A 19,511-nucleotide genomic window follows, 5' to 3' on the forward strand; every position below is an offset into this window, starting at 1 on the left:
AAGGGGAACGTTTGTTGTACGTATGGGTCGATTAGTCTATCGAAGCACAGCACCCCCTGCGCATGCGGGAGAATCTCCGGCTTCCGTTCGCGCATTCCCCGACGACAAAGGTCCCCTCCGTGAAGTTCCAAATGGCCCCCAACTCCCTGTTCGCCATCCTGCTGCGCTCGCGCTGGTGGATCAGCTTTGCCATCACCGGGGCCATCGTGCTGCTGGCCCTGGCCCTGCTGCCGCCGGACTACAAGCTGGTGGGCGCACTGGGTGCCACACCGTTCTTCGCCGTGGGCATCGTGGCCCTGGTGCGGCAGCTGAATGCCCCCAGCCCGGCGCGCGTGCAGGCCATGCTGGACCTGGCCGCAGCCCAGAACTGGAGCCAGTTCTCCGCCACGCTGGAAGCGGCCTGGAAGGCCGAGGGCTATACCGTGCAGCGCATCGGCAGCCCGGCTGCCGACTTCCGCCTGGAGCGCCAGGGCAAGACCGCACTGGTCTGCGCCAAGCGCTGGAAGGCCGCCCACCACGGCGTGGAGCCGCTGAAGCTGCTGGACAACGCCCGCAGCGCCGAAGGCCTGCAGGACGCGGTCTACATTGCCCTGCAGCCGCTGCACGACAACGCCCGCGCCTTTGCCCGCGACCAGAACATCGTCGTGTTGCAGGACAGCGATCTGGCCGGTCTGCTGGCCAAGGCCAAATCCTCCCCTTCGGCCTGACGGCCCCGCCGGCACCAACCGCTGGGGGATGCCCGCACTGTCATCCCCCCCTCCCCGGCGCCATACTGTGCAGGCCATGCCTGCCATTCCTCCTTCACCGAAGTACGCGCTGCCGACAACGGCCTTGCTGCTGTCGGGTGGCGGTGCGCGTGCGGCCTACCAGGTCGGCGTGCTGGAAGCCATTTCCGATCTGCGCCGTGCCTGCTACGCCCACCACACGCCCAACCCCTTCGGCGTACTGGCCGGCACCTCGGCAGGCTCCATCAACGCCACGGCCCTGGCCTGCGGGGCCGACCACTTCGATCTGGCCGTGCAGCGCCTGGCAAGCCACTGGCGCGCCCTGGATGTAGGCAGCGTCTACCGGGCCGACCACCCCAGCCTGCTGCGCACCGGCATGCACTGGCTGGGCATGCTGGCGCTGGGCTGGGCCATGCCCAGCCGCCGCCGCATGCGCCCCCGCTCCCTGCTGGACAATAGCCCGCTGCGCCAGCGCCTGCAACAGCTGCTGCCCATGCATCGCATCCCCAGCCTGCTGGACCATGGCTACCTGCACGCGCTGGCCGTCACCGCATCCAGCTACACCACGGGCGAGCATGTGACGTTCTTTGACACCCGGGTCGAGCTGGAACCCTGGAAGCGCTCCCAGCGCAGTTCGCGCCGCACCACGCTGACCCACGAGCACCTGCTGGCCTCGTCTGCCATTCCGTTCGTGTTCCCCGCCACACCGCTGCCGCACCATGCCCCGCAGGAATACTTTGGCGATGGCGCCATGCGCCACACCGCGCCACTGTCCCCGGTGATCCATCTGGGGGCCCAGCGCGTGCTGGTGGTGGGTGCAGGCCGCATGTGGGAACAGCCGTCCATGGCGCCGCTCCCGCCGGCCAACTACCCCAGCCTGGCACAGATGGCCGGCCATGCGCTGTCCAGCATCTTTCTGGACACCCTGCCACTGGACGTGGAGCGCGCCCTGCGTATCAACCAGACGCTGTCGCTGATCCCCCCAGCCGAACGTGCCCGCAGCAACCTGCGGCCGCTGGAACTGCTGGTCATCAACCCCAGCGACCGGCTGGACAGACTGGCGGCCGCCCACCTCCCTGCCTTGCCTCAGGGCATGCGCAACCTCCTGCGCGTGCTGGGGGTGGACAGCCAGCACCCCGAAGCCCAGAGCACAGCCCTGGCCAGCTACCTGATGTTCACCCCCCCCTACATCCACGCACTGATGACACTGGGCCGCGCCGACACGCTGGCCAAGCGGGAAGACGTGGTGCGGTTTTTCGGCTGGCACGATCGGGGTGTTGCAGTTCCGCTGCACCACAACCTGGCCCGGCACCGAGGCTTACCGCTGTAACCAGGCTTTTGTCATCACAATGCGATGTTTTCCGGCGGTGGCTGCGTCGTCGGCCCGCCCCGCCTTTCCTTGCCATGCCCGACTCCCCCGCCCCTGCCCCTCCCGCTGCTGCTGCGCCGGTCTCCACCAAGTCCTGGAACAACACGCTCAAGCTGAGCCTGTTGCTGCCCTATGTGGGCCTGATCGTGCTGCTGACCGCGACCATCGGCGGCATCACCTACTGGGCCGGTGCCCGCACCGTGTCATCACTGACGGAGCGCATGCTGCAGGAGATGGTGAACCGCATCGGCCAGTCGGTGGTACACCATGTCAGCGGCTCCGGTGCGGTGCTGGAGGCCGTCTTCCCCACCGGCATGCCTGCGCCGGACCGCATCGAAGACGGGTGGAGCGATCTGCGCACCCGCCTGTGGGCCGCCACCACGCTGCACCCCAGCACCAATGACTATGTGTACTACGGCAATCTGCGTGGGCAAGGCGCAGGCCTGAAGCGTTTGCACGACCATGCGGCCGAGCTACGGATCAAAACCGAATCGACGGCCCACCGGCGCTATTTCCGGCTGGAACAGATCGATGGCGAAGAGCAATTCCTTTTCACGGAAAAAGGGCTGTTCGATCCCCGCACACGGCCCTGGTTCCAGCAAGCCCAGGCGTCCCCCAGTCACACCTGGACCTCGGTCTACATCGACTTCAGCGCGCACGATCTGGTCGTGACGCGCGCACGCCGTGTGCTGGACACCCGCGGCGAATTCCAGGGCGTCGTGGCCACCGATGTGTCGCTGCTGGCCCTGAACCGCTTTGTCAATGAACTGGGCAACAGCGTGCAGGGACGCGCCTTCATCATCGAACCCAGCGGCGATCTGGTGGCGGCCTCGGGCATGGCCAATGTGCGCCAGAAGGAAAACGGGGAGATGGAGCGCATTTCCGTGCACAGCGTGGACGATCCGCTGATGGAGGGCGTGTACAAGGAAATTCGCCATCTGTTCAACGTGCCGGCCCGCGACGATGAATCCTCCGTGGCCGGCAAGACCATGCACATGCAGGACAGCCAGGGCAACAACCTGCTGGTGGCGTACCGCCGCGTGCTGGACGGTGCCGGCATGAACTGGGTGGCCGTGGTGGCCGTGCCCCGCACCGCCATGCTGGCCGATGTGTCCAACCTGGTGGAGATGGTGACCATCGCGGGGGTCTTGGCACTGGCCTGCGCCCTGATCATGGGCATGCGCGTGTTCGGTAAGGTGGCCGACGAGGTGCACCAGCTCTCGGAGGCCGTGCGCAGCATGGGCCAAGGGGCCATCGACACCCCCATCGATTCGCGCCGTACCGATGAACTGGGTGATCTGGCACGCACTTTCCAGGGCATGCGTCAGGAACTGTTCACCGACCGCCTCACCGGCGTGTCCAACCGCAGCGCCCTGCAGCATGTGCTGGCCGCGCTGACGGCAGGCGATGCCGCATCGGCCCAGCCTTTCGCCTTGCTGTTCATGGACCTGAACCTGTTCAAGGCATTGAACGACCGCTGGGGCCATGACAACGGCGACCGCGCACTTGCCGAAGTGGCGCAGCGCCTGCGCCAGCAGGTGCGTGCAGCGGACCATGTGGCCCGCTTGGGCGGCGATGAGTTCGTAGTGGTGCTGCGCGGCGTGGAGACACCGGAGATGGCGCGCGCCCTGGCGGACAAGCTGGTCGCCACGCTCAGCGCCCCCTTGACCACCCTGGAAGGCATTCCTGCCGGAGAAACCGTCCACCTGGGTGCCTCGGTGGGCATTGCGCTGTACCCGGCGGACGGCCAGGATGTGCAGACCCTGCTACGCCAGGCCGACCAGCAGATGTACCAGGACAAGGCCCGGCGCAGCACCCCTGCGCGCTAGGCGCACACCGGACGGTCTCATTCCTGCAAGGGTGATCCCGGAGGGCCCCGCCACAGTCGGCAACCCGGTGCTACGATCACGCCACTCTTGCAGGTCCTGCAGTGTGGAACGATGGATGCTGCCGGGACATGAAGCCCGCTTGCACCATTGCCCTCCGGCGACCGAGCAACCTTGCGCCCTGGAGGCGGTCGTGCTGCGACGCCCCATTCAGCCAGGCGGGATGTGCAAGTGTTTCGATCACCACCACTTGTGAGGGACCTTCACATGCAACGCCGCCAATTTATCCAACTCTCCACCATTGCTGCATCGGCCGGCAGCTTTGGCTCCGTCTTCGCCGCCGTCTCCGGCACGACCGCCGGATGGCGCAATTTCGAGATCACCACCACCGTCGACCTGAGCGAGAAGACCGCCCAGTCCAAGGTGTGGATCCCTGTGCCCGCGGCCGAACTGCCGGGCTACCAGCGCACGGTGGACGTGTCCTTCAACGCCCCCGGTGCCACCAAGGCCGAGTTGTACCGCGTCCCCGGCACCGATGCCCGCATGATCGCCGTGCAATGGGCAGATGCCAGTGCCGCCCACACCGTGGAAGTGACCAGCCGCATCGCCGTGCTGGACCGCGCCACCGACCTGGGCAATGCCGGCACCGCCCGCAAGCTGTCGGCCGCGCAGCTGCGGCCCTACCTGCAGCCCACTTCGCTGGCACCGCTGGACGGCATCGTCAAGGAAACCGCCGACAAGATCCAGGCCGAAGCAGGCAAGCCCCAGGATGCCGTGGGCAAGGCCCGCGCCATTTATGACTGGATGGTGGCCAACTGCACACGCAACGGATCCGTGGCCGGTTGCGGTACGGGCGATGTGCGTTACACGCTGACCAGCGGCAATCTGTCCGGCAAGTGCGCCGACCTGAACGGCCTGTTCACGGCCCTCTCGCGCGCCAGCGGCGTGCCAGCCCGCGACGTGTACGGCGTGCGCGTGGACGATTCCGTGCACGGCTTCAAGAGCCTTGGCAAGAGCGGCGACATCTCCAAGGCGCAGCACTGCCGCGCCGAGTTCTACGCCGACGGCTACGGCTGGGTGCCTGTCGATCCCGCCGACGTCGCCAAGGTCGCGCTGGAAGAGCAACCCGGCGGCCTGCCCAAGGACGCCCCCAAGGTGCGCGCTGCCCGCGCCATGCTGTTCGGCGGCTGGGAAGGCAACTGGATGGCCTACAACACGGCCGCTGATGTGCGCCTGCCCGGTGCGGACAAGACCGTGGGCTTCTTCATGTACCCCCACGGCGAAACCGCCCAGGGCCGCCTGGACAGCCTGGACCCCACGCACTTCGCCTACCGCATCACCTCCAAGAAGCTGGCCTGACCGGCCCTTGCTGACACGGTGCACTCCATGCCCCCCAACCGCCGCCGCTGCCTGCAACTGCTGGCCGGTGCCTTGGGGGGTACCTGGGGCGGCCATGCCCTGGCCCGTGAAGCCGCTGCGTCGCCGCCTGCCCAGGTTGTGGGTCGGCTGGCGCCCTGGCCTGCCCGCCAGGCCACGCCGGCCCTGAAAGCCCTGGCGCTGGACGGGCACAGCCGCAGCCTGCCGGACTTCGCGGGCGCCCCCCTGATTCTCAATTTCTGGGCCACCTACTGCGCGCCTTGCCGCCTGGAAATGCCCCAGTTCAACCAGTTGCTGGTCCGCCACCAGGCCCAGGGCCTGCGCGTGCTGGCCGTCAACCACGGCGAAATGCCGGCACGCGTGCTGCAATTTCTGCAGACCGTGCCTTTCCACGGCGATGTGCTGCTCGACCGCAGCCAGACCCAGTTGCCTGCCTGGGGCGGCATGGCCCTGCCGACCAGTTTTGTGATCGATGCCCAGGGCCGAGCGCGCTTCTGGCACATGGGCGAAATCGACTGGCTGGGCGCGGACGTGCAAGCCGCACTGCAGACGGTGCTGCAGGGCTGAGCCCCCGGCGCCTGCCGCACCCCCACACCAGAATCCCCGTGCGACCGGCCCGCGCCACAAACGCCTAGAATTGGCCGCTTCTGGTGCGCCGCGGGGCGCAGACGGCTGGCAACAGCCGTCCACGTGACCAGAACCGGTGCCCGGCCTCCTGCCGTGCGCCCCTCAGCGATCAGAAAGTTCCGCAACCCTATGTCTCAACGAAAGTTATTCGTCACCACCGCCCTGCCGTACGCCAACGGCAACTTCCACATCGGCCACATCATGGAGTACATCCAGGCCGACACCTGGGTGCGTGCGCAGCGAATGCAGGGCAATGCGGTCAACTTCGTGGGTGCCGATGACGCCCACGGCGCTCCCATCATGATTGCCGCCGAGAAAGCCGGCAAGACGCCCCAGCAGTTCGTGGCCGACATCGCCGCCGGCCGCAAGCCCTACCTCGACGGCTTTCACATCGCCTTCGACAACTGGAGCAACACCGACAGCCCGGAAAACCACGCGCTGTCCAAGCAGATCTACCTGGACCTGAAGCAGGCCGGCTTCATCGAAACCCGCACCATCGAACAGTTCTTCGACCCCGAGAAGAACATGTTCCTGCCCGACCGTTTCATCAAGGGCGAATGCCCGCGCTGCCACGCCAAGGACCAGTACGGCGACAACTGCGAAGTCTGCAGCTCGGTCTACGCACCCACCGACCTGATCAACCCGTTCTCGGCCCTGTCAGGCGCCACGCCCGTGCTCAAGACCTCGGAGCACTTCTTCTTCAAGCTGTCCGACCCGCGCGCCGTCGAGTTCCTGACCGAGTGGACGCAGGACGGCAAGCATGTGCAGCCCGAAGTGGCGGCCAAGATCAAGGAATGGTTCGGTGTGCGCACCAACCCCGATGGCTCGACCAGCGAAGGCCTGGATGACTGGGACATCAGCCGCGACGCGCCCTACTTCGGCATCGAGATCCCCGATGCACCGGGCAAGTACTTCTATGTGTGGCTGGACGCGCCCGTGGGCTATCTGGCGTCGCTCAAGGAACTGCTGAACCGCCGCGGCGAGGACTACGACGCCTACATGGCCGATCCCGACCTGGAGCAGTACCACTTCATCGGCAAGGACATCATCACTTTCCACACACTGTTCTGGCCTGCGATGCTGAAGTTCAGCGGCCGCAAGACGCCGACCCGGATCTGCGTGCACGGCTTCATGACCGTCAACAACGGCGAGAAGATGAGCAAGAGCCGCGGCACCGGACTGGATCCGCTGAAGTACCTGTCCCTCAAGATGAATCCCGAGTGGCTGCGCTACTACCTGGGTGCCAAGCTCAACGGCCGCAACGAAGACATCGACTTCAACCCCGAAGACTTCATGCTGCGGGTCAACTCTGATTTGATCGGCAAATACGTCAACATCGCTTCGCGCGCTGCCGGCTTCATCAGCAAGCGCTTTGAAGGCAAGCTGGGTGCGGTCAGCGAAGACGGTCAGACCCTGCTGGCAGCGCTGCGCGAGCAGAAGGACGCCATCGTGGCCGCCTACGAGGGCCGCGACACGGCCCGTGCGGCCCGTGAAATCATGCTGCTGTGCGACAAGGTCAACAGCTACGTGGATGCCAACAAGCCCTGGGAACTGGCCAAGCAGGAAGGCATGGACGCCCGCCTGCAGGATGTCTGCACCACCTGCATCGAAGCCTTCCGCCTGCTGACGATTTACCTCAAGCCCATGCTGCCCGCCGTGGCCACGCAGGTCGAAGCCTTCCTGAACGTGCAGCCGCTGCAGTTTGCCGATGCTGCCACCTTGCTGGGGGCCGGCCATGGCATCGGCAAGTACGAACACCTGATGCAGCGCGTGGTGGTAGAGCAGCTCGACGCCCTGTTCGAGCCACCCGCAGCTCCCGTGGTGGAAGCGGTGAAGCCCGGTGGCGAAGAAATTGCGCCCACCATCACCATCGATGACTTTGCCAAGATCGACCTGCGCATTGCCAAGATCGTCGAATGCAAGGCCGTGGAAGGTTCGACCAAGCTGCTGCAGCTGACGCTGGACGCCGGCGAAGGCAAGATGCGCAATGTGTTCAGCGGCATCGCCAGCATGTACCGCCCGGAACAGCTGGAAGGCAAGCTGACGGTGCTGGTGGCCAATCTGGCACCGCGCAAGATGAAGTTCGGCATCAGCGAAGGCATGGTGCTGGCCGCCAGCCACGCGGACGAGAAGGCCGAGCCCGGCATCTATGTGCTGGAGCCCTTCCCGGGCGCCCAGCCGGGCATGCGCATCGGCTGATGCCCAGACCCTGATGCGCTTTCCGCCCATCACCCAGCCCCTGCGCTCCCTGGCCGCCGGGGCTTTTTTCTGTGCGCTGCTGCCACTGTCCGGCTGTACCGTGATCGCCGTGGCGGGCACGGCCATCAGCGTGACGGCCGGTGCCGTGGGTCTGGCGGCCGACGCCGCGATCGGCACGGCCAAGATCGTCGGCAAAGGCGTGGGCAAGGCCGCCGATGCGCTGATGGACGACGACCCGCCCGACACCTCCGGCGTGAACGTGCACTACCGTGACGCAGTGGCACCGGTGGCATCGGCCCCACAACAGTGATTCCACAGCGCACCAGCGCTCCACAGACAAACAGCGTGCTGCGCCGCCCCATGCTGCAGCGGACGCCATGCCATTCACTGCCTGTACGCACCAGCGCCGGCACGGCCAAGCACATTGCAGCGGCATAAATAAATAACCAATAACTTCCTGTAACAGTGCTCCGTTATTGGCCGCTGTGCCGCTGCGTCTGTTCCTAGAATCCGCCCACCCACCGCTTTGCTTGCGGCGGGCGACAAGGCCGCGAGAGCCTGCACCCTGGGTGCCACCGCGTCCCCCTGTCGCCAGGACGTCCAAGCAGCCAGGCTTTTCCCTAGGATGCGGATGCCTGCGATGGCCTTGCCCCACAGACTCTTCAGGAGACCCCATGCCTCTTGCATTTCGCTCTTCCCGAGCCCCCCGTGCTGTCCTGGCGCTCTGGCCCGTGCTTGCCCTGACGACGGCATTCCACGCCCAGGCCGCCACCGACGCACCCGCCCCCCTGCGCGCCCAGGATGTGGCGGTGCTGGCAGCCACCTGCGCCAACTGCCACGGACCCGACGGCCGTTCGACGGGCGGCATTCCACAGCTGCGCGGTGTGGGCGAGGCCCATCTGCTGCAACGCCTGCAGGCCTTCAAGGCCGGCACTGCCAAGGATGCCACCGTGATGACCCGCCTGGCCAAGGGCTACGAAGACGAACAAATCAAGGCGCTGGCCGCATGGTTCAGCAAGGAGGGCAAGTGATGCAATTCAACCGTCGTCAAATGCTGGGCGGTGCCGCAGCCGGCGTCACCAGCCTGGCCCTGCCGTCTATCGTCCGCGCCCAGGCCGCATCCGCCCATGTGGTGGTGATCGGCGGCGGCTTTGGTGGAGCCACCGCCGCCCGCTACCTGCGCCAGCTAGCCCCCCAGTTGCGTGTCACGCTGGTGGAGCCTGCCGCACGCTTTTACACCTGCCCCTTCTCCAACCTGTACCTGGCCGGCCTGCGCAGCTGGGAGAGCATCGGCCACAGCTATGACGGGCTGCGCAAGGCCGGCGTGCACGTGGTCCACGCCCGTGCCGACCATGTGCTGACCGACACCCGCCGGGTGCTGCTGTCCAACGGCCAGGCACTCTCTTACGACAAGCTGGTGCTCTCGCCCGGTGTGGACATGCGCTGGAACGCGCTGGAAGGCTATGACGAGGCTGCCTCGCAGCTGGCCCCCCATGCCTGGAAGGCGGGCCCGCAGACCCAGTTGCTGAAGAAGCAGTTGGAAGCCATGCCCGATGGCGGCAAGTTTGTCATGGTGATCCCCGCCAACCCTTTCCGCTGCCCGCCCGGCCCCTACGAGCGCGCCGCCATGGTGGCCCACTACCTCAAGCAGCACAAACCGAAGAGCAAGATCCTGCTGCTGGACGACAAGGACGCCTTCTCCAAGCAAGGGCTGTTCATCCAGGGCTGGAAGGCGCTGTACGGCGACATGATCGAGTGGGTCAAGCAGTCCGACGACGGCAAGGTCACCCGCGTGGACGCCAAGAACCTGGAAGTGGAAACCGCCTTCGGCACCAAACACAAGGCCGATGTGCTGAACGTCATCCCGCCCCAGAAAGCCGGCTTCATCGCCGACCGCGCTGGCGTGACGGACGCCAGTGGCTGGGTGCCCGTCAAGGCCGAATCGTTTGAATCCTCGAAGGTGCCGAACGTCTATGTGCTGGGCGATGCCACCATCGCCGCCCCCATGCCCAAATCGGGCTTTGCCGCCAACACCCAGGGCAAGGTGGCCGCTGCGGCCATTGCGGCCGAGCTGACCGGCCAGCCATTGCCCGCCGCCTCGTACGCCAACACCTGCTACAGCCTGATCGGCAACGACTACGGCATCTCCGTGGCAGGGGTCTACCGCGCCCAGGAAGGCAAGCTGATCGAAGTGCCCAACTCCGGTGGCGTGAGCCCGCTGGATGGCAATGCCGCCTTCCGCAAGGCCGAGGCCGACTACGGCTCGGCCTGGTACAAGGCCATCAGCACCGACATCTGGGACCGCTGATCCATGCCGCCCTCCACCCAGCTGGCTGCCGCATTCGCTCTGGGCTGCGCCTTCGGTCTGGCCGCACGGCTCAGCCGTTTCTGCCTGCTGCGCGGCCTGCGCCAGGCGCAGGGGCTGGATGGCGATGCCGCACGCGGCAGCGCGCCGGCGCTGCAGGCTTTTGCGCTGGCCCTGGCGGTGGCGTTGCTGGGCACCCAGGCCTTGGTCTGGGCCGGCCAGCTGGATTGGAGCCTGGCGCCCATCGTGCGCACGCAGTTCTCGGTGCCCGGCGTGCTGCTGGGCGGTGCGCTGTTCGGTGTGGGCATGGTGCTGGCACGCAGCTGCGGTGCGCGGGCCCTGGTGCTGCTGGGAGGAGGCAATCTGCGCGCGCTGGTCACGCTGGTGTTTCTGGGCCTGGCGGCCCAGGCGACGTTCACCGGCGTGCTGGCACCGCTGCGCCAGTGGTGGCAAAACCTGGGTGCGGTGGCGCTGGAACACAGCACCCTGCCTGCTGTCCTGTCCGCAGCGGGCGGGAACAGCACCACGGCACTGGCGCTGTGCACCGCCCTGCCCGCGGCAGCACTGCTGGTTTATGCATTCTGGAACCCCGCTCTGCGCCGCAGCCCGGTGCAATGGCTGGGTGCTGGGGCCATCGGCGCTCTGGTGGCCGCCGGCTGGTGGATCAGCAGCCATGTGGGTGTGGACCCGTTCGAGCCCACACCCACCACCTCGCTGAGCCTGATTGCGCCGGTGTCCGAAAGCCTGCTCTACCTGCAGCTGGCCGTGGGGCGCGACTTCAGCTGGGGCCCGGCCCTGGCCGCCGGCATTCTGGCCGGCGCCGCAGCGGGCGCACTGCTGGACCGCAGCGCCCGGTGGGAGGGTTTTGACAGCACGCCACGCCTGGCAGCGTCGGCACTGGGCGGCACCTTGATGGGCCTGGGCGGGGTGCTGGCGGCTGGCTGCTCCATCGGTCAGGGCCTGAGCGGGCTGTCCACCCTGGCAGTGGCCAGCCTGCCCGCCGCAGTCGGGATTGTGCTGGGCGCCTGGCTGGCACTGCGCCTGCTTCCGGTCACTTTGCGATAAGTGAGCACACTCTCACGCCACACCACTGCGGCATACGCACCACAGCGGTGCGGTACCGTCCGGTCGCTGTCCTAGAATCCGCGCATCAGACAGTGCTGTATGTGCCGCGTGACGGCTGTGACGGATCCCCGGATACCGTCTGCCTGCCCAGCCTTGCCGGGGTGTTCCACCCTGCGCCCACCGACCACATCCCCCTGCTGACGCCTTCGCTGATCGCATCGGCGCTGGCTGCCGCCGCCAGGCCCCTGGCTGCTGCTGCGCTGGTGCGCGGCGGTGTCTCCGGGGCGCCTGGAACCGGGCTGGCTGCCGGGCCGCTGCGCTGCCTTTTGGTCTGCGTCATTCTTTTTCTTTTGCAAGGTCCCGCCACATGCAACGTCGCCACTTTCTGACCCGTCCGCCCGTCATGGCGGCTGCCGCCATCGCAGCGCCTTCGCTGGCCCTGGCCGCACCAGCCATCCTGACACCCCAGTCGCGCATCCTGCCCCGCCAGGGCAAGGGCCCGCGCATCGTGATCTGCGGCGGCGGCTGGGGCGGCATGACGGCGGCGCGCTACCTGCGCGAGCTGATGCCGACATCCGAAGTGGTGCTGCTGGAGCGCAATGCGACCTTCTGGTCCGGCCCGATGAGCAACAAGTGGCTGATCGACATCGTGAACACCGATTTCGTCAACCGCGACATGCTGCACCCGGCCAACAAGTACGGCTACACGCTGCTGCAGACCGAGGTGACCGGCTTCGAGCGCGACCAGAAGCTGGTGCGCACCAGCCATGGCCTGATCGAATACGACTTCCTGATCCTGTCGGGCGGTATCCGCAACGACTACGAAGCCTGGTTCGGCAACGACCAGCGCGCCATTGAATACACGCGCACGCACTTCCCCAACGCCTACATCCCCAACCAGGAGATGCTGTCGCTCAAGAGCAAGGTCAAGAACTTCAAGGGCGGCACGCTGGTGATGACCCTGCCACCGCCGCCGCACCGCTGCCCGCCTTCGCCCTACGAGCGCGCCTGCCTGATTGCCTGGCACATCAAGAAGAACAAGATCCCCGGCAAGATCCTGATCCTGGATCCCAAGCCCAAGATCGCCCCCATCAGCATGGGCTACCAGCAGGCCTTCGAAGAGCTGTATCCGGACATCATCACCCACGTGCCCAATGCGCGTGTGCAAGAGGTCGACCCCTTCAACAAGAAGATCAAGACCGCCGCCGGCGAATTCAAGTTCGACGATGCCATCCTGATGCCGCCGCACCAGGCGGCCGACATGGTCTGGCAGGCCGACCTGATCGGCAAGGACCCGGCCACCGGCAAGCCCACCGGCTGGGCCGATATGCACAACCGCCTCTACCATGCCAAGACCGACGACCGCGTCTACTTTGTGGGCGACCTGATGGGTGCCATCTCGCCCCAGTTCGGCCACTACCCCAAGAGCGGCCACGTGGCCAACTACATCGGCAAGATCGTGGCCAAGAACATTGCCCAGCGCGTGGCAGGCAAGGAAGTCACGCCGCTGCTGCCGGACAACCTGTGCTACATGATGGTCAACGGGGATCCGCAGGAGGAAATCTCGGTCAAGTTCGAGTACGAAGTGGACGCCGCCAGCGGCAATGTGATCCAGCACCAGATCGACATGGACGTACGCACGCCCGACCTGGTCAAGGAAGACTTTGCCTGGATCAACAGCAAGTTCAGCGACTTCCTGGGCGTGTAAGCCCTCCGGGCGGGATGCCGCCCGGGTTCTGCATAGCGACCGATAGCAAAAAAGGTAGATCGACTTCATGCTTCACCACACCTCCCGCAGAAGCCTGGTACTGGGCGCGGCAGCGCTGGCCCTGCCGGTGGCCGCACTGGCCCAGCAAAGCAGCGCGACCGGCGCCAAGGCGCCGCTGGTCGGCCCGCTGGCCCCGAATCCGGCCGAATTCAAGAAGCAGGTGGACCAGTTCACCGGCAGTGCCACGCCCGTGGCCGACGGCCTGCAGCTGGACGTGCCGGCCCTGGCCGACAACCCCAGCGCCGTGCCGGTCAAGGTGAAAGTCACGGCCCCCATCACCGAGCAGGACTGGTGCGAGGAAATCATCGTGCTGGCCGAACTCAACCCCTCGCCGCTGACCTGCCGCCTGCACTTCACCGCGCTGACGGGCACGGCCGAAGCCGCCGTGCGCGTGCGCCTGTCGCAAACGCAGACCATCCACGCCCTGGCCCGCATGAAAAGCGGCAAGGTACTGGTGGCCAAGCAGGCCGTCACCGTTGCCGCCAGCGGCTGCGGCATGTGAGCCAAGGAGCCTCCATGAACCCTTCCAAGCCCCCCCGCATCTGGGTCAGCAATGCCAGCCCCAAAAAGGGCGAAGTGCTGCGCGTGCGCGCACAGATCGAACATGTGATGGAAAGCGGCCTGCGCACCGACCCGGCCACCGGCAAGCTGCGCCCGCGCAACATCGTCAACCGCTTTGAAGCCCGGCTGGACGATGCCCTGCTGTTTGCCTGGACGCCCGGCATCTCCGTGGCCCAGAACCCCTACATCGAATTCACCTTCCTGGCCCGCCAGAGCGGCACGCTGCACTTCCACTGGAAGGATGACGGCGGCCAGACGCTGAAAGCCGAAAAAGCCATCACCGTGGCCTGACGCCGCAGCATGCGCCATGCAAGGCGCACCCCCCCCCTTTCCCCCCGGCCTCGGCCCCGCTCTGCGGGGCTTTTTCATGTCCGCGGTTGCCGGCGACCCGGCGCTTATAGCACGGTGCAGGCTGTGCGCGCATCCGGCTGGCATGCGGCATACACCGCCACGCGGTTGCGCCCCAGGGCCTTGGCCCGATAGAGCGCATCGTCCGCACGCTCCATCAAGGCCTTGGCCTGGCCGGCATGGACGGGAAACGCCGCCAGCCCGCACGACAACGTGGCATGCACCGTATGGCGCTCCAGCCGCCGCGGGCTGCCGGCAAATGCCTGGCGCAGCGTCTGGGCACGCTCCCAGGCGGCCTCGATCGGCGTATCGGGAAACAGCACCAGGAACTCATCTCCGCCGTAGCGGAACACCATGTCCTGCGACCGGCAGGAATGCTGCAGGTGGCGGGCAAGAGACTGCAGCAACTGGTCGCCCGCCGCATGGCCGTGGCGGTCATTGGTCTGCTTGAAGAAATCCACGTCCAGCAGCATCAGCGCCAGGCTGGTCTGGCGCAACCGGCAGGACTCCAGCAGACGCGGCAGGCTGTCTTCCAGCATGCGGCGGTTGAGCAGGCCGGTCAGCGGGTCGCGCTCGGCCTGCTCGGTCAGGCGGTCCTTGAGTGCACGGATCTCTTCCAGCTTGTTGCGCAACTGGCTGCGCTGCTGGTGCAGCACGGTGGCACGCCGGTAGCTGTTCTGAGCAAACACCGCCAGAAACGCCATCAGCGTGGCCATGCACAGCACCGTGGTCAGCATGCTGCTGTCGGGCACAAAGTGCAGCGGGCGCACCAAACCGACCAGCAACACCCCCACCGCCATGGCCACCAGGGCCTCCAGCCAGCCCAGCCAGCTGCGGAACGCCAGCAGATTGACACTGGCCCCCACGAACAGGATGAAGCTCACCCACAGCGAAAAGTCCAGCACCGCCGCCCAGGCACCAAAGCACAGCGCATCGGCCAGCATGTGCTGCACTTCGGCCTTGCGCGGGTGGTCGGCATACAGGCCGCGCACATACAGCAGGTGGGGATAGACCAGAAATTGCAGCACCAGCAGCCCCCACAGCCAGACGGCACCGTGCTGGGCCTGCACCTGGCTGCCCAGGGCCAGGCCCAGCAAGGCGAACGAGGTGCTGCGGTTTTTCCAGTTCATGCGCACCGCCCAATGGGCGCGCGGGGCAACAGCGGTGTGACTTGCGGCCATACGGTGTGATCCACGGAAGGTGTGCAACCTTCTGCAGGGCCGATCAAGCATGGGCTCGACCTGTCTCCTCCCTGTGGCACGGTGGCCTGCGGCTGCGGTTGATGTGCCAAGCGCGCCGGCGCTTGGCACCCGCTGACGCTTTTATTATTTATTAGCTTTTAATTATAGAAACTCAGATTGCAATACAGTTCATTTATCAATTCCCGAGTGCATTCCATGTGATTGCAGGGATACAAAAAAAGGCCTCTTGCGAGGCCTTTTATCGATGGACGGAGGAAAAACCTCCCAGCCCTAGATGCCGCGATAGCGCCCTGGCCGGTGGCTCACCGCCAGAAACACGCCCATGACCACCGCCGCCAGCACGGACCAGGCCACGCGCTCCCACGGCACCACCCACAGCGCCAGCATCACCACCGTGCAGTCGATGGCCATCTGCACCTTGCCGGCGCGGATGCCATAGCGTTCCTGCAGGTACAGCGAGGCAATGGTGGCCCCGCCCAGGCTGGAGCGGTGGCGTGCCAGAAACAGGATGCCGGTGCCCATCAGCAGACCGCCGGCGATGGCCGCAAACACCGGGTGCAGATAATCGATGTGGATGAAGCGGGGTCCCAGCTCCACAATCAACGAAAGTATGCCCACACTTACAAATGTCTTGATCGTGAATACCCGGCCGATATGTTTCCAGGAAAACCAGTAAAACGGGATATTGATGGCAAAGTAAATCGCACCAAACGGCCAGCCGGTGGCGTAGTGCAGCACAAAGGCCAGACCGGCCGTGCTACCCGTCAGCAGCCCGGCCTGGGAGAACATCATCATGGTGATGCCCACAAACAGGGAGCCGGTGAACAGGGCCTGGGCATCTTCGAAAGTGCCGTGGCGTAGGCCGGAAGGGGGTTCAGCCGCTGCAAGGGGGCTGGAGGCGGTGCCGGCAGAAACGCCGGCCGCCAGGGGGGCGGAGGTGGATGCAGTGACAGTGTGAGCCATGGTATGGACCTTTGCGACGTTGCACCGGCAGTTGTGCCGCCGGCAAAAAAACGCTTGCAAGATGGATGCCTGCAAGCACGTCGCTCAGCCCGTATTTTGCTGCAACGCAGCAACCCCATTCACTGCCGTGGTGCAATCACCACGCACATCCGGGGCCACACCGCGGTCAGTGCTCGCCTGACGCGCGTTTTTGCACCGAAGCGCTGCGGATCACCCGGCCTTCGTCGCTGAAAGTCACCGTGAACACCATCTCGCGGTTGGGCGGGTCGATCCACTGCCAGTCCCAGTCCGTCTCCTGCTTCAGTGCAAACCGCATGCGCTTGGCCGGCATGCCCAGCATGCGGCGGACCTGCTCGTCCGTCATGCCGGGCTGGATCTTTTCGAACATGTGCGGCGCCAGCACCTGGCGCAGCGCGCTCATCTTGCCGTCCGGACCGATGGTGACCATGTAGTTGCGGTGACCGGCTGGCTGGCGGTTGTATTCAAAGGTGCGCGAGCCGTCAGACTCGTTCCACACATAGGCCGGCTCCCCGAATTCGGCACGCACATCGGCTTCGGTGGACAGGCCTTCTTCCAGCTTGTCGATCTTGTGCTGGTCACAGCCCACCAGGCCCACGGCGCCCAGCGCCACGGCCGCCAGCATGCCTGCGATACGCGAGAAAGATTTCATGGGCTTTGTCCTGTCCATCATGCTGCACTGCAACCATACAGTCCCGCCAGTCTAGCGGGCTTGCAGGCCCGCTGCGCGCAGCACCTTGGCAGTTCCGCCCGGCGAACAGGGCATGATGACGTTCTTTCACTGAGTATCCGCCCGCCCATGTCTGCTTCCCTGCCCGATCTGTTCGCCCACTTTCACGCCTGTGCCGCTGAAGCACTGCAGCAGGACAACAAATGGCTGGTGATCGACCCCGTGTACGACCACATGGAACAGCTGGCCGTCCAGCCCCTAGAGCAACTCCTGCCCCAGATCCTGCAGCTGATCGAAACCTATCCCACGCTGGACTACGGCGGCCCCGGCCCGTTCGGCAGCTTGATTGAAGAACACCCGCTGACCGCCTACACCCCGGCGTTGCTGGCCTCGCTGCAGCGCCAGCCCAGCGTGCAGGTCATGGGCTGGCTGGACCGCGCCGTGCGTGCCGAGGGGCTGGATCTGCCCTGCGGCCCCAATCCGGTGCGCCCGGCCGATTACGCCGCCGTGCTGGAGCAGCTGCTGCACCACCCTCTGGCCTCCGAGAAGTGCAAGGCCTTCGCCCAGGACAGCCTGGACGACGCTCGCCAGGCGATCCGCCCCTGAACCGCTAAAATCCCCGCTTCTGAGAGGTTTACCCACATGTCCATCTTCCGCCGTCCCGACTACCAATCCGAAACCACCCAGTTCCTGAACGAGCTGAAGAAGCAGAACCCCGCGCTGGAATCCCAGCAGCTGGCCGGTCGCGCCCTGCTGTGGGACAAGAACGTGAACTATGAAGTGGCGGCAGACACCGCCCAGGCCCAGGTGGCCCAGAAGCCCTACGTCTACCAGACCAACGCCAGCTGATCCCAGGCGGTCTGCCCGGCTGTGTACCCTGCACAGTCCTGCGGGCCGTGTGCACCACCCCGTGCGCACCCGCGGCTCCCTGAATTGCAGCACCCATGAAGCAGCGCGCCTCCCAGGCCGGTGACAACGACGCGCTGGCCGCGTCGTCCGCACTCACGCCCCTGTCGCCCGACGGCCTGCCCGACGTGGTGGACCAGGTGGCGTTGGCACGCCTGTACGGGGAGCCGCTGTTCAACCTGCCCAATGACCTCTACATCCCGCCGGATGCGCTGGAGGTCTTCCTCGAGGCCTTTGAAGGCCCGCTGGACTTGTTGCTGTATCTGATCCGCAAGCAGAACTTCAACATCCTCGACATCCCCATGGTGGATGTCACCGCCCAGTACCTGCGCTATGTGGACGAAATCCGCACGCGCAACCTGGAACTGGCGGCCGAATACCTCTTGATGGCCGCCATGCTCATCGAGATCAAGTCGCGCATGCTGCTGCCCCCCAAGAAGAAAGAGGGGGAGGAAGAAGCCGAAGACCCGCGTGCCGAACTGGTGCGCCGTCTGCTGGAGTACGAGCAGATCAAGCTCGCTGCCGCCCAGCTGGGCCAGATTCCGCAGTATGGCCGCGACTTTCTGAAGGCCCAGGTCTACATCGAGCAAAGCCTGCAGCCGCGCTTTCCGGATGTGGAGGTCTCCGAGCTACAGGCAGCCTGGCAGGACATCCTCAAACGCACCAAGCTGGTCCAGGCCCACCGCATCACCCGCGAAGAACTGTCGGTGCGCGAGTACATGAGCCAGATCCTCAAGCAGTTGCAGGGCCGCCGCTTTGTACCGTTCGAGGACATCTTCGTGCCCGAAAAAGGCAGCACCGTGCTGGTGGTGACCTTTATCGCGCTGCTGGAGCTGGGCAAGGAAACCCTGATCGAAATCACCCAGGCAGAGGCCTACGCACCCATCTATGTGCGCCTGGCCTATCGCCCTGTCGAGCCCGTGCTGGCCCCGCTGGACGCCGACGAAGGCGTGTACTCGACGGACTGAGTCTCCCTCCACGTTCCGGCCCTTGTTTTCGGCCCCGTCGCGCTGCGCGCAGCCGGGGGTGAGGACCTGCCCGCCATGCAGCACCCGCTGGCGCTGCACGCCAGTGCACGACCACCACCGCCAAACCCTGCTGCGCAGGCCATACCCGGGCCCTGCGCTCGGAATTGCAGCGGCTTTTTTCTTCCCCAAAGCCGCCAGACCCGGTCACCAAGGCCGTCACAGCGCTGGCGCTTTTTGCAACCACCAACCGGGAGACCGATTTCCGCAGCGAAAACAGCGGCAACACCGTCCAATCCGGTCGGTTTGGCAGCGCCACAACGGGCAGCGGAGGGGAAATTGACCACCATTTGCGCGGAGATGCAGACACCTTGCATGCAATCTTCAGCAACACCCCTTCAACCGCGCGCAACCTCCCGCCAAAAGACACGCTAGCGCCACGCGGACCGCTCAGCGCCATCTGGCGCAATTTGCACCCTCTGCAGCATGCCCACAATGCCCGGCATTCCCTGTTCGACCCGGAGCTTTCGCCATGCCGCACGCCACCTCTTCCACGGACTGCGCCAGCCACGCTGCCCCCCGCGCCCCTGCTGCCGCTGTTTCCCCGCCTGCCACAC

General features: G+C 65.8%; 19 protein-coding genes. 16 read left to right on the forward strand and 3 right to left on the reverse strand.

Annotated features, from left to right (window positions below; all coding sequences use genetic code 11):
- Positions 1–131: 131 nt before the first annotated feature.
- The 13 genes from KW830_RS07740 (at position 132) to soxZ (ending at position 14,113) form a co-directional block, all read left to right on the forward strand.
- A complete protein-coding gene (locus tag KW830_RS07740) occupies positions 132–707 on the forward strand; it encodes a restriction endonuclease (RefSeq protein ID WP_066539357.1) in 576 nt (191 codons plus the stop codon).
- 76 nt (positions 708–783) lie between these two features.
- Positions 784–2,055, forward strand: a complete 1,272-nt coding sequence (locus tag KW830_RS07745; RefSeq protein ID WP_218332743.1) for a patatin-like phospholipase family protein — start codon at positions 784–786, stop codon at positions 2,053–2,055.
- Between the two features lie 74 nt (positions 2,056–2,129).
- The gene (locus tag KW830_RS07750) at positions 2,130–3,923 is read left to right on the forward strand and encodes a sensor domain-containing diguanylate cyclase (protein ID WP_083520530.1); all 1,794 of its coding nucleotides are present in this window, start codon (positions 2,130–2,132) and stop codon (positions 3,921–3,923) included.
- 264 nt (positions 3,924–4,187) lie between these two features.
- Entirely contained in the window at positions 4,188–5,279 is a 1,092-nt protein-coding gene (locus KW830_RS07755) for a transglutaminase-like domain-containing protein (RefSeq protein WP_218332744.1), read from the forward strand.
- Between the two features lie 27 nt (positions 5,280–5,306).
- Complete coding sequence (locus tag KW830_RS07760) at positions 5,307–5,864, forward strand: TlpA disulfide reductase family protein (protein ID WP_218332745.1); 558 nt, start codon at positions 5,307–5,309, stop codon at positions 5,862–5,864.
- A gap of 189 nt (positions 5,865–6,053) precedes the next feature.
- The gene (gene metG, locus KW830_RS07765) at positions 6,054–8,123 is read left to right on the forward strand and encodes a methionine--tRNA ligase (RefSeq protein ID WP_066539363.1); all 2,070 of its coding nucleotides are present in this window, start codon (positions 6,054–6,056) and stop codon (positions 8,121–8,123) included.
- Between the two features lie 13 nt (positions 8,124–8,136).
- Positions 8,137–8,433 (forward strand): hypothetical protein, encoded by a 297-nt coding sequence (locus KW830_RS07770; protein ID WP_066539365.1) that lies wholly within the window; start codon positions 8,137–8,139, stop codon positions 8,431–8,433.
- Between the two features lie 364 nt (positions 8,434–8,797).
- Complete coding sequence (locus KW830_RS07775; protein WP_083520531.1) at positions 8,798–9,154, forward strand: c-type cytochrome; 357 nt, start codon at positions 8,798–8,800, stop codon at positions 9,152–9,154.
- Positions 9,154–10,431, forward strand: coding sequence for an NAD(P)/FAD-dependent oxidoreductase (locus tag KW830_RS07780; RefSeq protein WP_218332746.1), 1,278 nt, complete (start codon positions 9,154–9,156; stop codon positions 10,429–10,431). Before KW830_RS07775 ends, KW830_RS07780 begins: the two co-directional genes overlap by 1 nt.
- Positions 10,432–10,434: 3 nt before the next feature.
- On the forward strand, positions 10,435–11,493 hold the full coding sequence (locus KW830_RS07785; RefSeq protein WP_066539369.1) for a YeeE/YedE thiosulfate transporter family protein: 1,059 nt from the start codon (positions 10,435–10,437) through the stop codon (positions 11,491–11,493).
- 367 nt (positions 11,494–11,860) lie between these two features.
- Entirely contained in the window at positions 11,861–13,201 is a 1,341-nt protein-coding gene (locus tag KW830_RS07790) for an FAD-dependent oxidoreductase (RefSeq protein ID WP_066539371.1), read from the forward strand.
- 67 nt (positions 13,202–13,268) lie between these two features.
- Positions 13,269–13,763 (forward strand): thiosulfate oxidation carrier protein SoxY, encoded by a 495-nt coding sequence (locus KW830_RS07795; protein ID WP_066539373.1) that lies wholly within the window; start codon positions 13,269–13,271, stop codon positions 13,761–13,763.
- A gap of 14 nt (positions 13,764–13,777) precedes the next feature.
- Entirely contained in the window at positions 13,778–14,113 is a 336-nt protein-coding gene (gene soxZ, locus KW830_RS07800; RefSeq protein ID WP_066539375.1) for a thiosulfate oxidation carrier complex protein SoxZ, read from the forward strand.
- 104 nt (positions 14,114–14,217) lie between these two features.
- Here soxZ and KW830_RS07805 read toward each other — a convergent pair whose 3' ends face one another.
- The 3 genes from KW830_RS07805 to bamE all read right to left on the reverse strand — a co-directional run bounded on the left by KW830_RS07805 (position 14,218) and on the right by bamE (position 17,005).
- Entirely contained in the window at positions 14,218–15,300 is a 1,083-nt protein-coding gene (locus tag KW830_RS07805; protein ID WP_218332747.1) for a sensor domain-containing diguanylate cyclase, read from the reverse strand.
- A 342-nt stretch (positions 15,301–15,642) separates the two neighbouring features.
- Positions 15,643–16,335: a YitT family protein gene (locus tag KW830_RS07810; RefSeq protein WP_218332748.1), complete on the reverse strand. Its 693-nt coding sequence runs from the start codon at positions 16,333–16,335 to the stop codon at positions 15,643–15,645.
- A gap of 166 nt (positions 16,336–16,501) precedes the next feature.
- Positions 16,502–17,005 carry an outer membrane protein assembly factor BamE gene (bamE, locus tag KW830_RS07815; RefSeq protein ID WP_066539379.1) on the reverse strand — a complete coding sequence of 168 codons (504 nt, stop codon included), beginning with the start codon at positions 17,003–17,005 and terminating at the stop codon, positions 16,502–16,504.
- Positions 17,006–17,152: 147 nt separating this feature from the next.
- On the opposite strand from bamE, the gene KW830_RS07820 reads away from it, so the two are divergent.
- The 3 genes from KW830_RS07820 to KW830_RS07830 all read left to right on the forward strand — a co-directional run bounded on the left by KW830_RS07820 (position 17,153) and on the right by KW830_RS07830 (position 18,897).
- Complete coding sequence (locus KW830_RS07820) at positions 17,153–17,629, forward strand: hypothetical protein (RefSeq protein ID WP_218332749.1); 477 nt, start codon at positions 17,153–17,155, stop codon at positions 17,627–17,629.
- 36 nt (positions 17,630–17,665) lie between these two features.
- Positions 17,666–17,872 (forward strand): DUF3460 family protein, encoded by a 207-nt coding sequence (locus KW830_RS07825; RefSeq protein WP_066539383.1) that lies wholly within the window; start codon positions 17,666–17,668, stop codon positions 17,870–17,872.
- A gap of 95 nt (positions 17,873–17,967) precedes the next feature.
- Positions 17,968–18,897: a ScpA family protein gene (locus tag KW830_RS07830; protein WP_066539385.1), complete on the forward strand. Its 930-nt coding sequence runs from the start codon at positions 17,968–17,970 to the stop codon at positions 18,895–18,897.
- The last annotated feature ends 614 nt before the right edge of the window (positions 18,898–19,511 follow it).

This window comes from Comamonas sp. CMM03, from assembly GCF_019218715.1.
GTDB lineage: Bacteria > Pseudomonadota > Gammaproteobacteria > Burkholderiales > Burkholderiaceae_C > Comamonas > Comamonas terrigena.

What these genes read in the sequence shown, in the direction of transcription:
- KW830_RS07785 (WP_066539369.1), top strand. Translation starts at nt 10,435, where the DNA reads ATGCCGCCCTCCACCCAGCTGGCTGCCGCATTCGCTCTGGGCTGCGCC.
- soxZ (WP_066539375.1), top strand. Translation starts at nt 13,778, where the DNA reads ATGAACCCTTCCAAGCCCCCCCGCATCTGGGTCAGCAATGCCAGCCCC.
- KW830_RS07830 (WP_066539385.1), top strand. Translation starts at nt 17,968, where the DNA reads ATGAAGCAGCGCGCCTCCCAGGCCGGTGACAACGACGCGCTGGCCGCG.
- KW830_RS07795 (WP_066539373.1), top strand. Translation starts at nt 13,269, where the DNA reads ATGCTTCACCACACCTCCCGCAGAAGCCTGGTACTGGGCGCGGCAGCG.
- KW830_RS07810 (WP_218332748.1), bottom strand. Translation starts at nt 16,335, where the DNA reads ATGGCTCACACTGTCACTGCATCCACCTCCGCCCCCCTGGCGGCCGGC.
- KW830_RS07780 (WP_218332746.1), top strand. Translation starts at nt 9,154, where the DNA reads ATGCAATTCAACCGTCGTCAAATGCTGGGCGGTGCCGCAGCCGGCGTC.
- KW830_RS07750 (WP_083520530.1), top strand. Translation starts at nt 2,130, where the DNA reads ATGCCCGACTCCCCCGCCCCTGCCCCTCCCGCTGCTGCTGCGCCGGTC.
- KW830_RS07790 (WP_066539371.1), top strand. Translation starts at nt 11,861, where the DNA reads ATGCAACGTCGCCACTTTCTGACCCGTCCGCCCGTCATGGCGGCTGCC.
- KW830_RS07745 (WP_218332743.1), top strand. Translation starts at nt 784, where the DNA reads ATGCCTGCCATTCCTCCTTCACCGAAGTACGCGCTGCCGACAACGGCC.
- KW830_RS07740 (WP_066539357.1), top strand. Translation starts at nt 132, where the DNA reads ATGGCCCCCAACTCCCTGTTCGCCATCCTGCTGCGCTCGCGCTGGTGG.
- KW830_RS07820 (WP_218332749.1), top strand. Translation starts at nt 17,153, where the DNA reads ATGTCTGCTTCCCTGCCCGATCTGTTCGCCCACTTTCACGCCTGTGCC.
- KW830_RS07775 (WP_083520531.1), top strand. Translation starts at nt 8,798, where the DNA reads ATGCCTCTTGCATTTCGCTCTTCCCGAGCCCCCCGTGCTGTCCTGGCG.
- KW830_RS07770 (WP_066539365.1), top strand. Translation starts at nt 8,137, where the DNA reads ATGCGCTTTCCGCCCATCACCCAGCCCCTGCGCTCCCTGGCCGCCGGG.
- bamE (WP_066539379.1), bottom strand. Translation starts at nt 17,005, where the DNA reads ATGAAATCTTTCTCGCGTATCGCAGGCATGCTGGCGGCCGTGGCGCTG.
- KW830_RS07760 (WP_218332745.1), top strand. Translation starts at nt 5,307, where the DNA reads ATGCCCCCCAACCGCCGCCGCTGCCTGCAACTGCTGGCCGGTGCCTTG.
- metG (WP_066539363.1), top strand. Translation starts at nt 6,054, where the DNA reads ATGTCTCAACGAAAGTTATTCGTCACCACCGCCCTGCCGTACGCCAAC.
- KW830_RS07805 (WP_218332747.1), bottom strand. Translation starts at nt 15,300, where the DNA reads ATGAACTGGAAAAACCGCAGCACCTCGTTCGCCTTGCTGGGCCTGGCC.
- KW830_RS07755 (WP_218332744.1), top strand. Translation starts at nt 4,188, where the DNA reads ATGCAACGCCGCCAATTTATCCAACTCTCCACCATTGCTGCATCGGCC.
- KW830_RS07825 (WP_066539383.1), top strand. Translation starts at nt 17,666, where the DNA reads ATGTCCATCTTCCGCCGTCCCGACTACCAATCCGAAACCACCCAGTTC.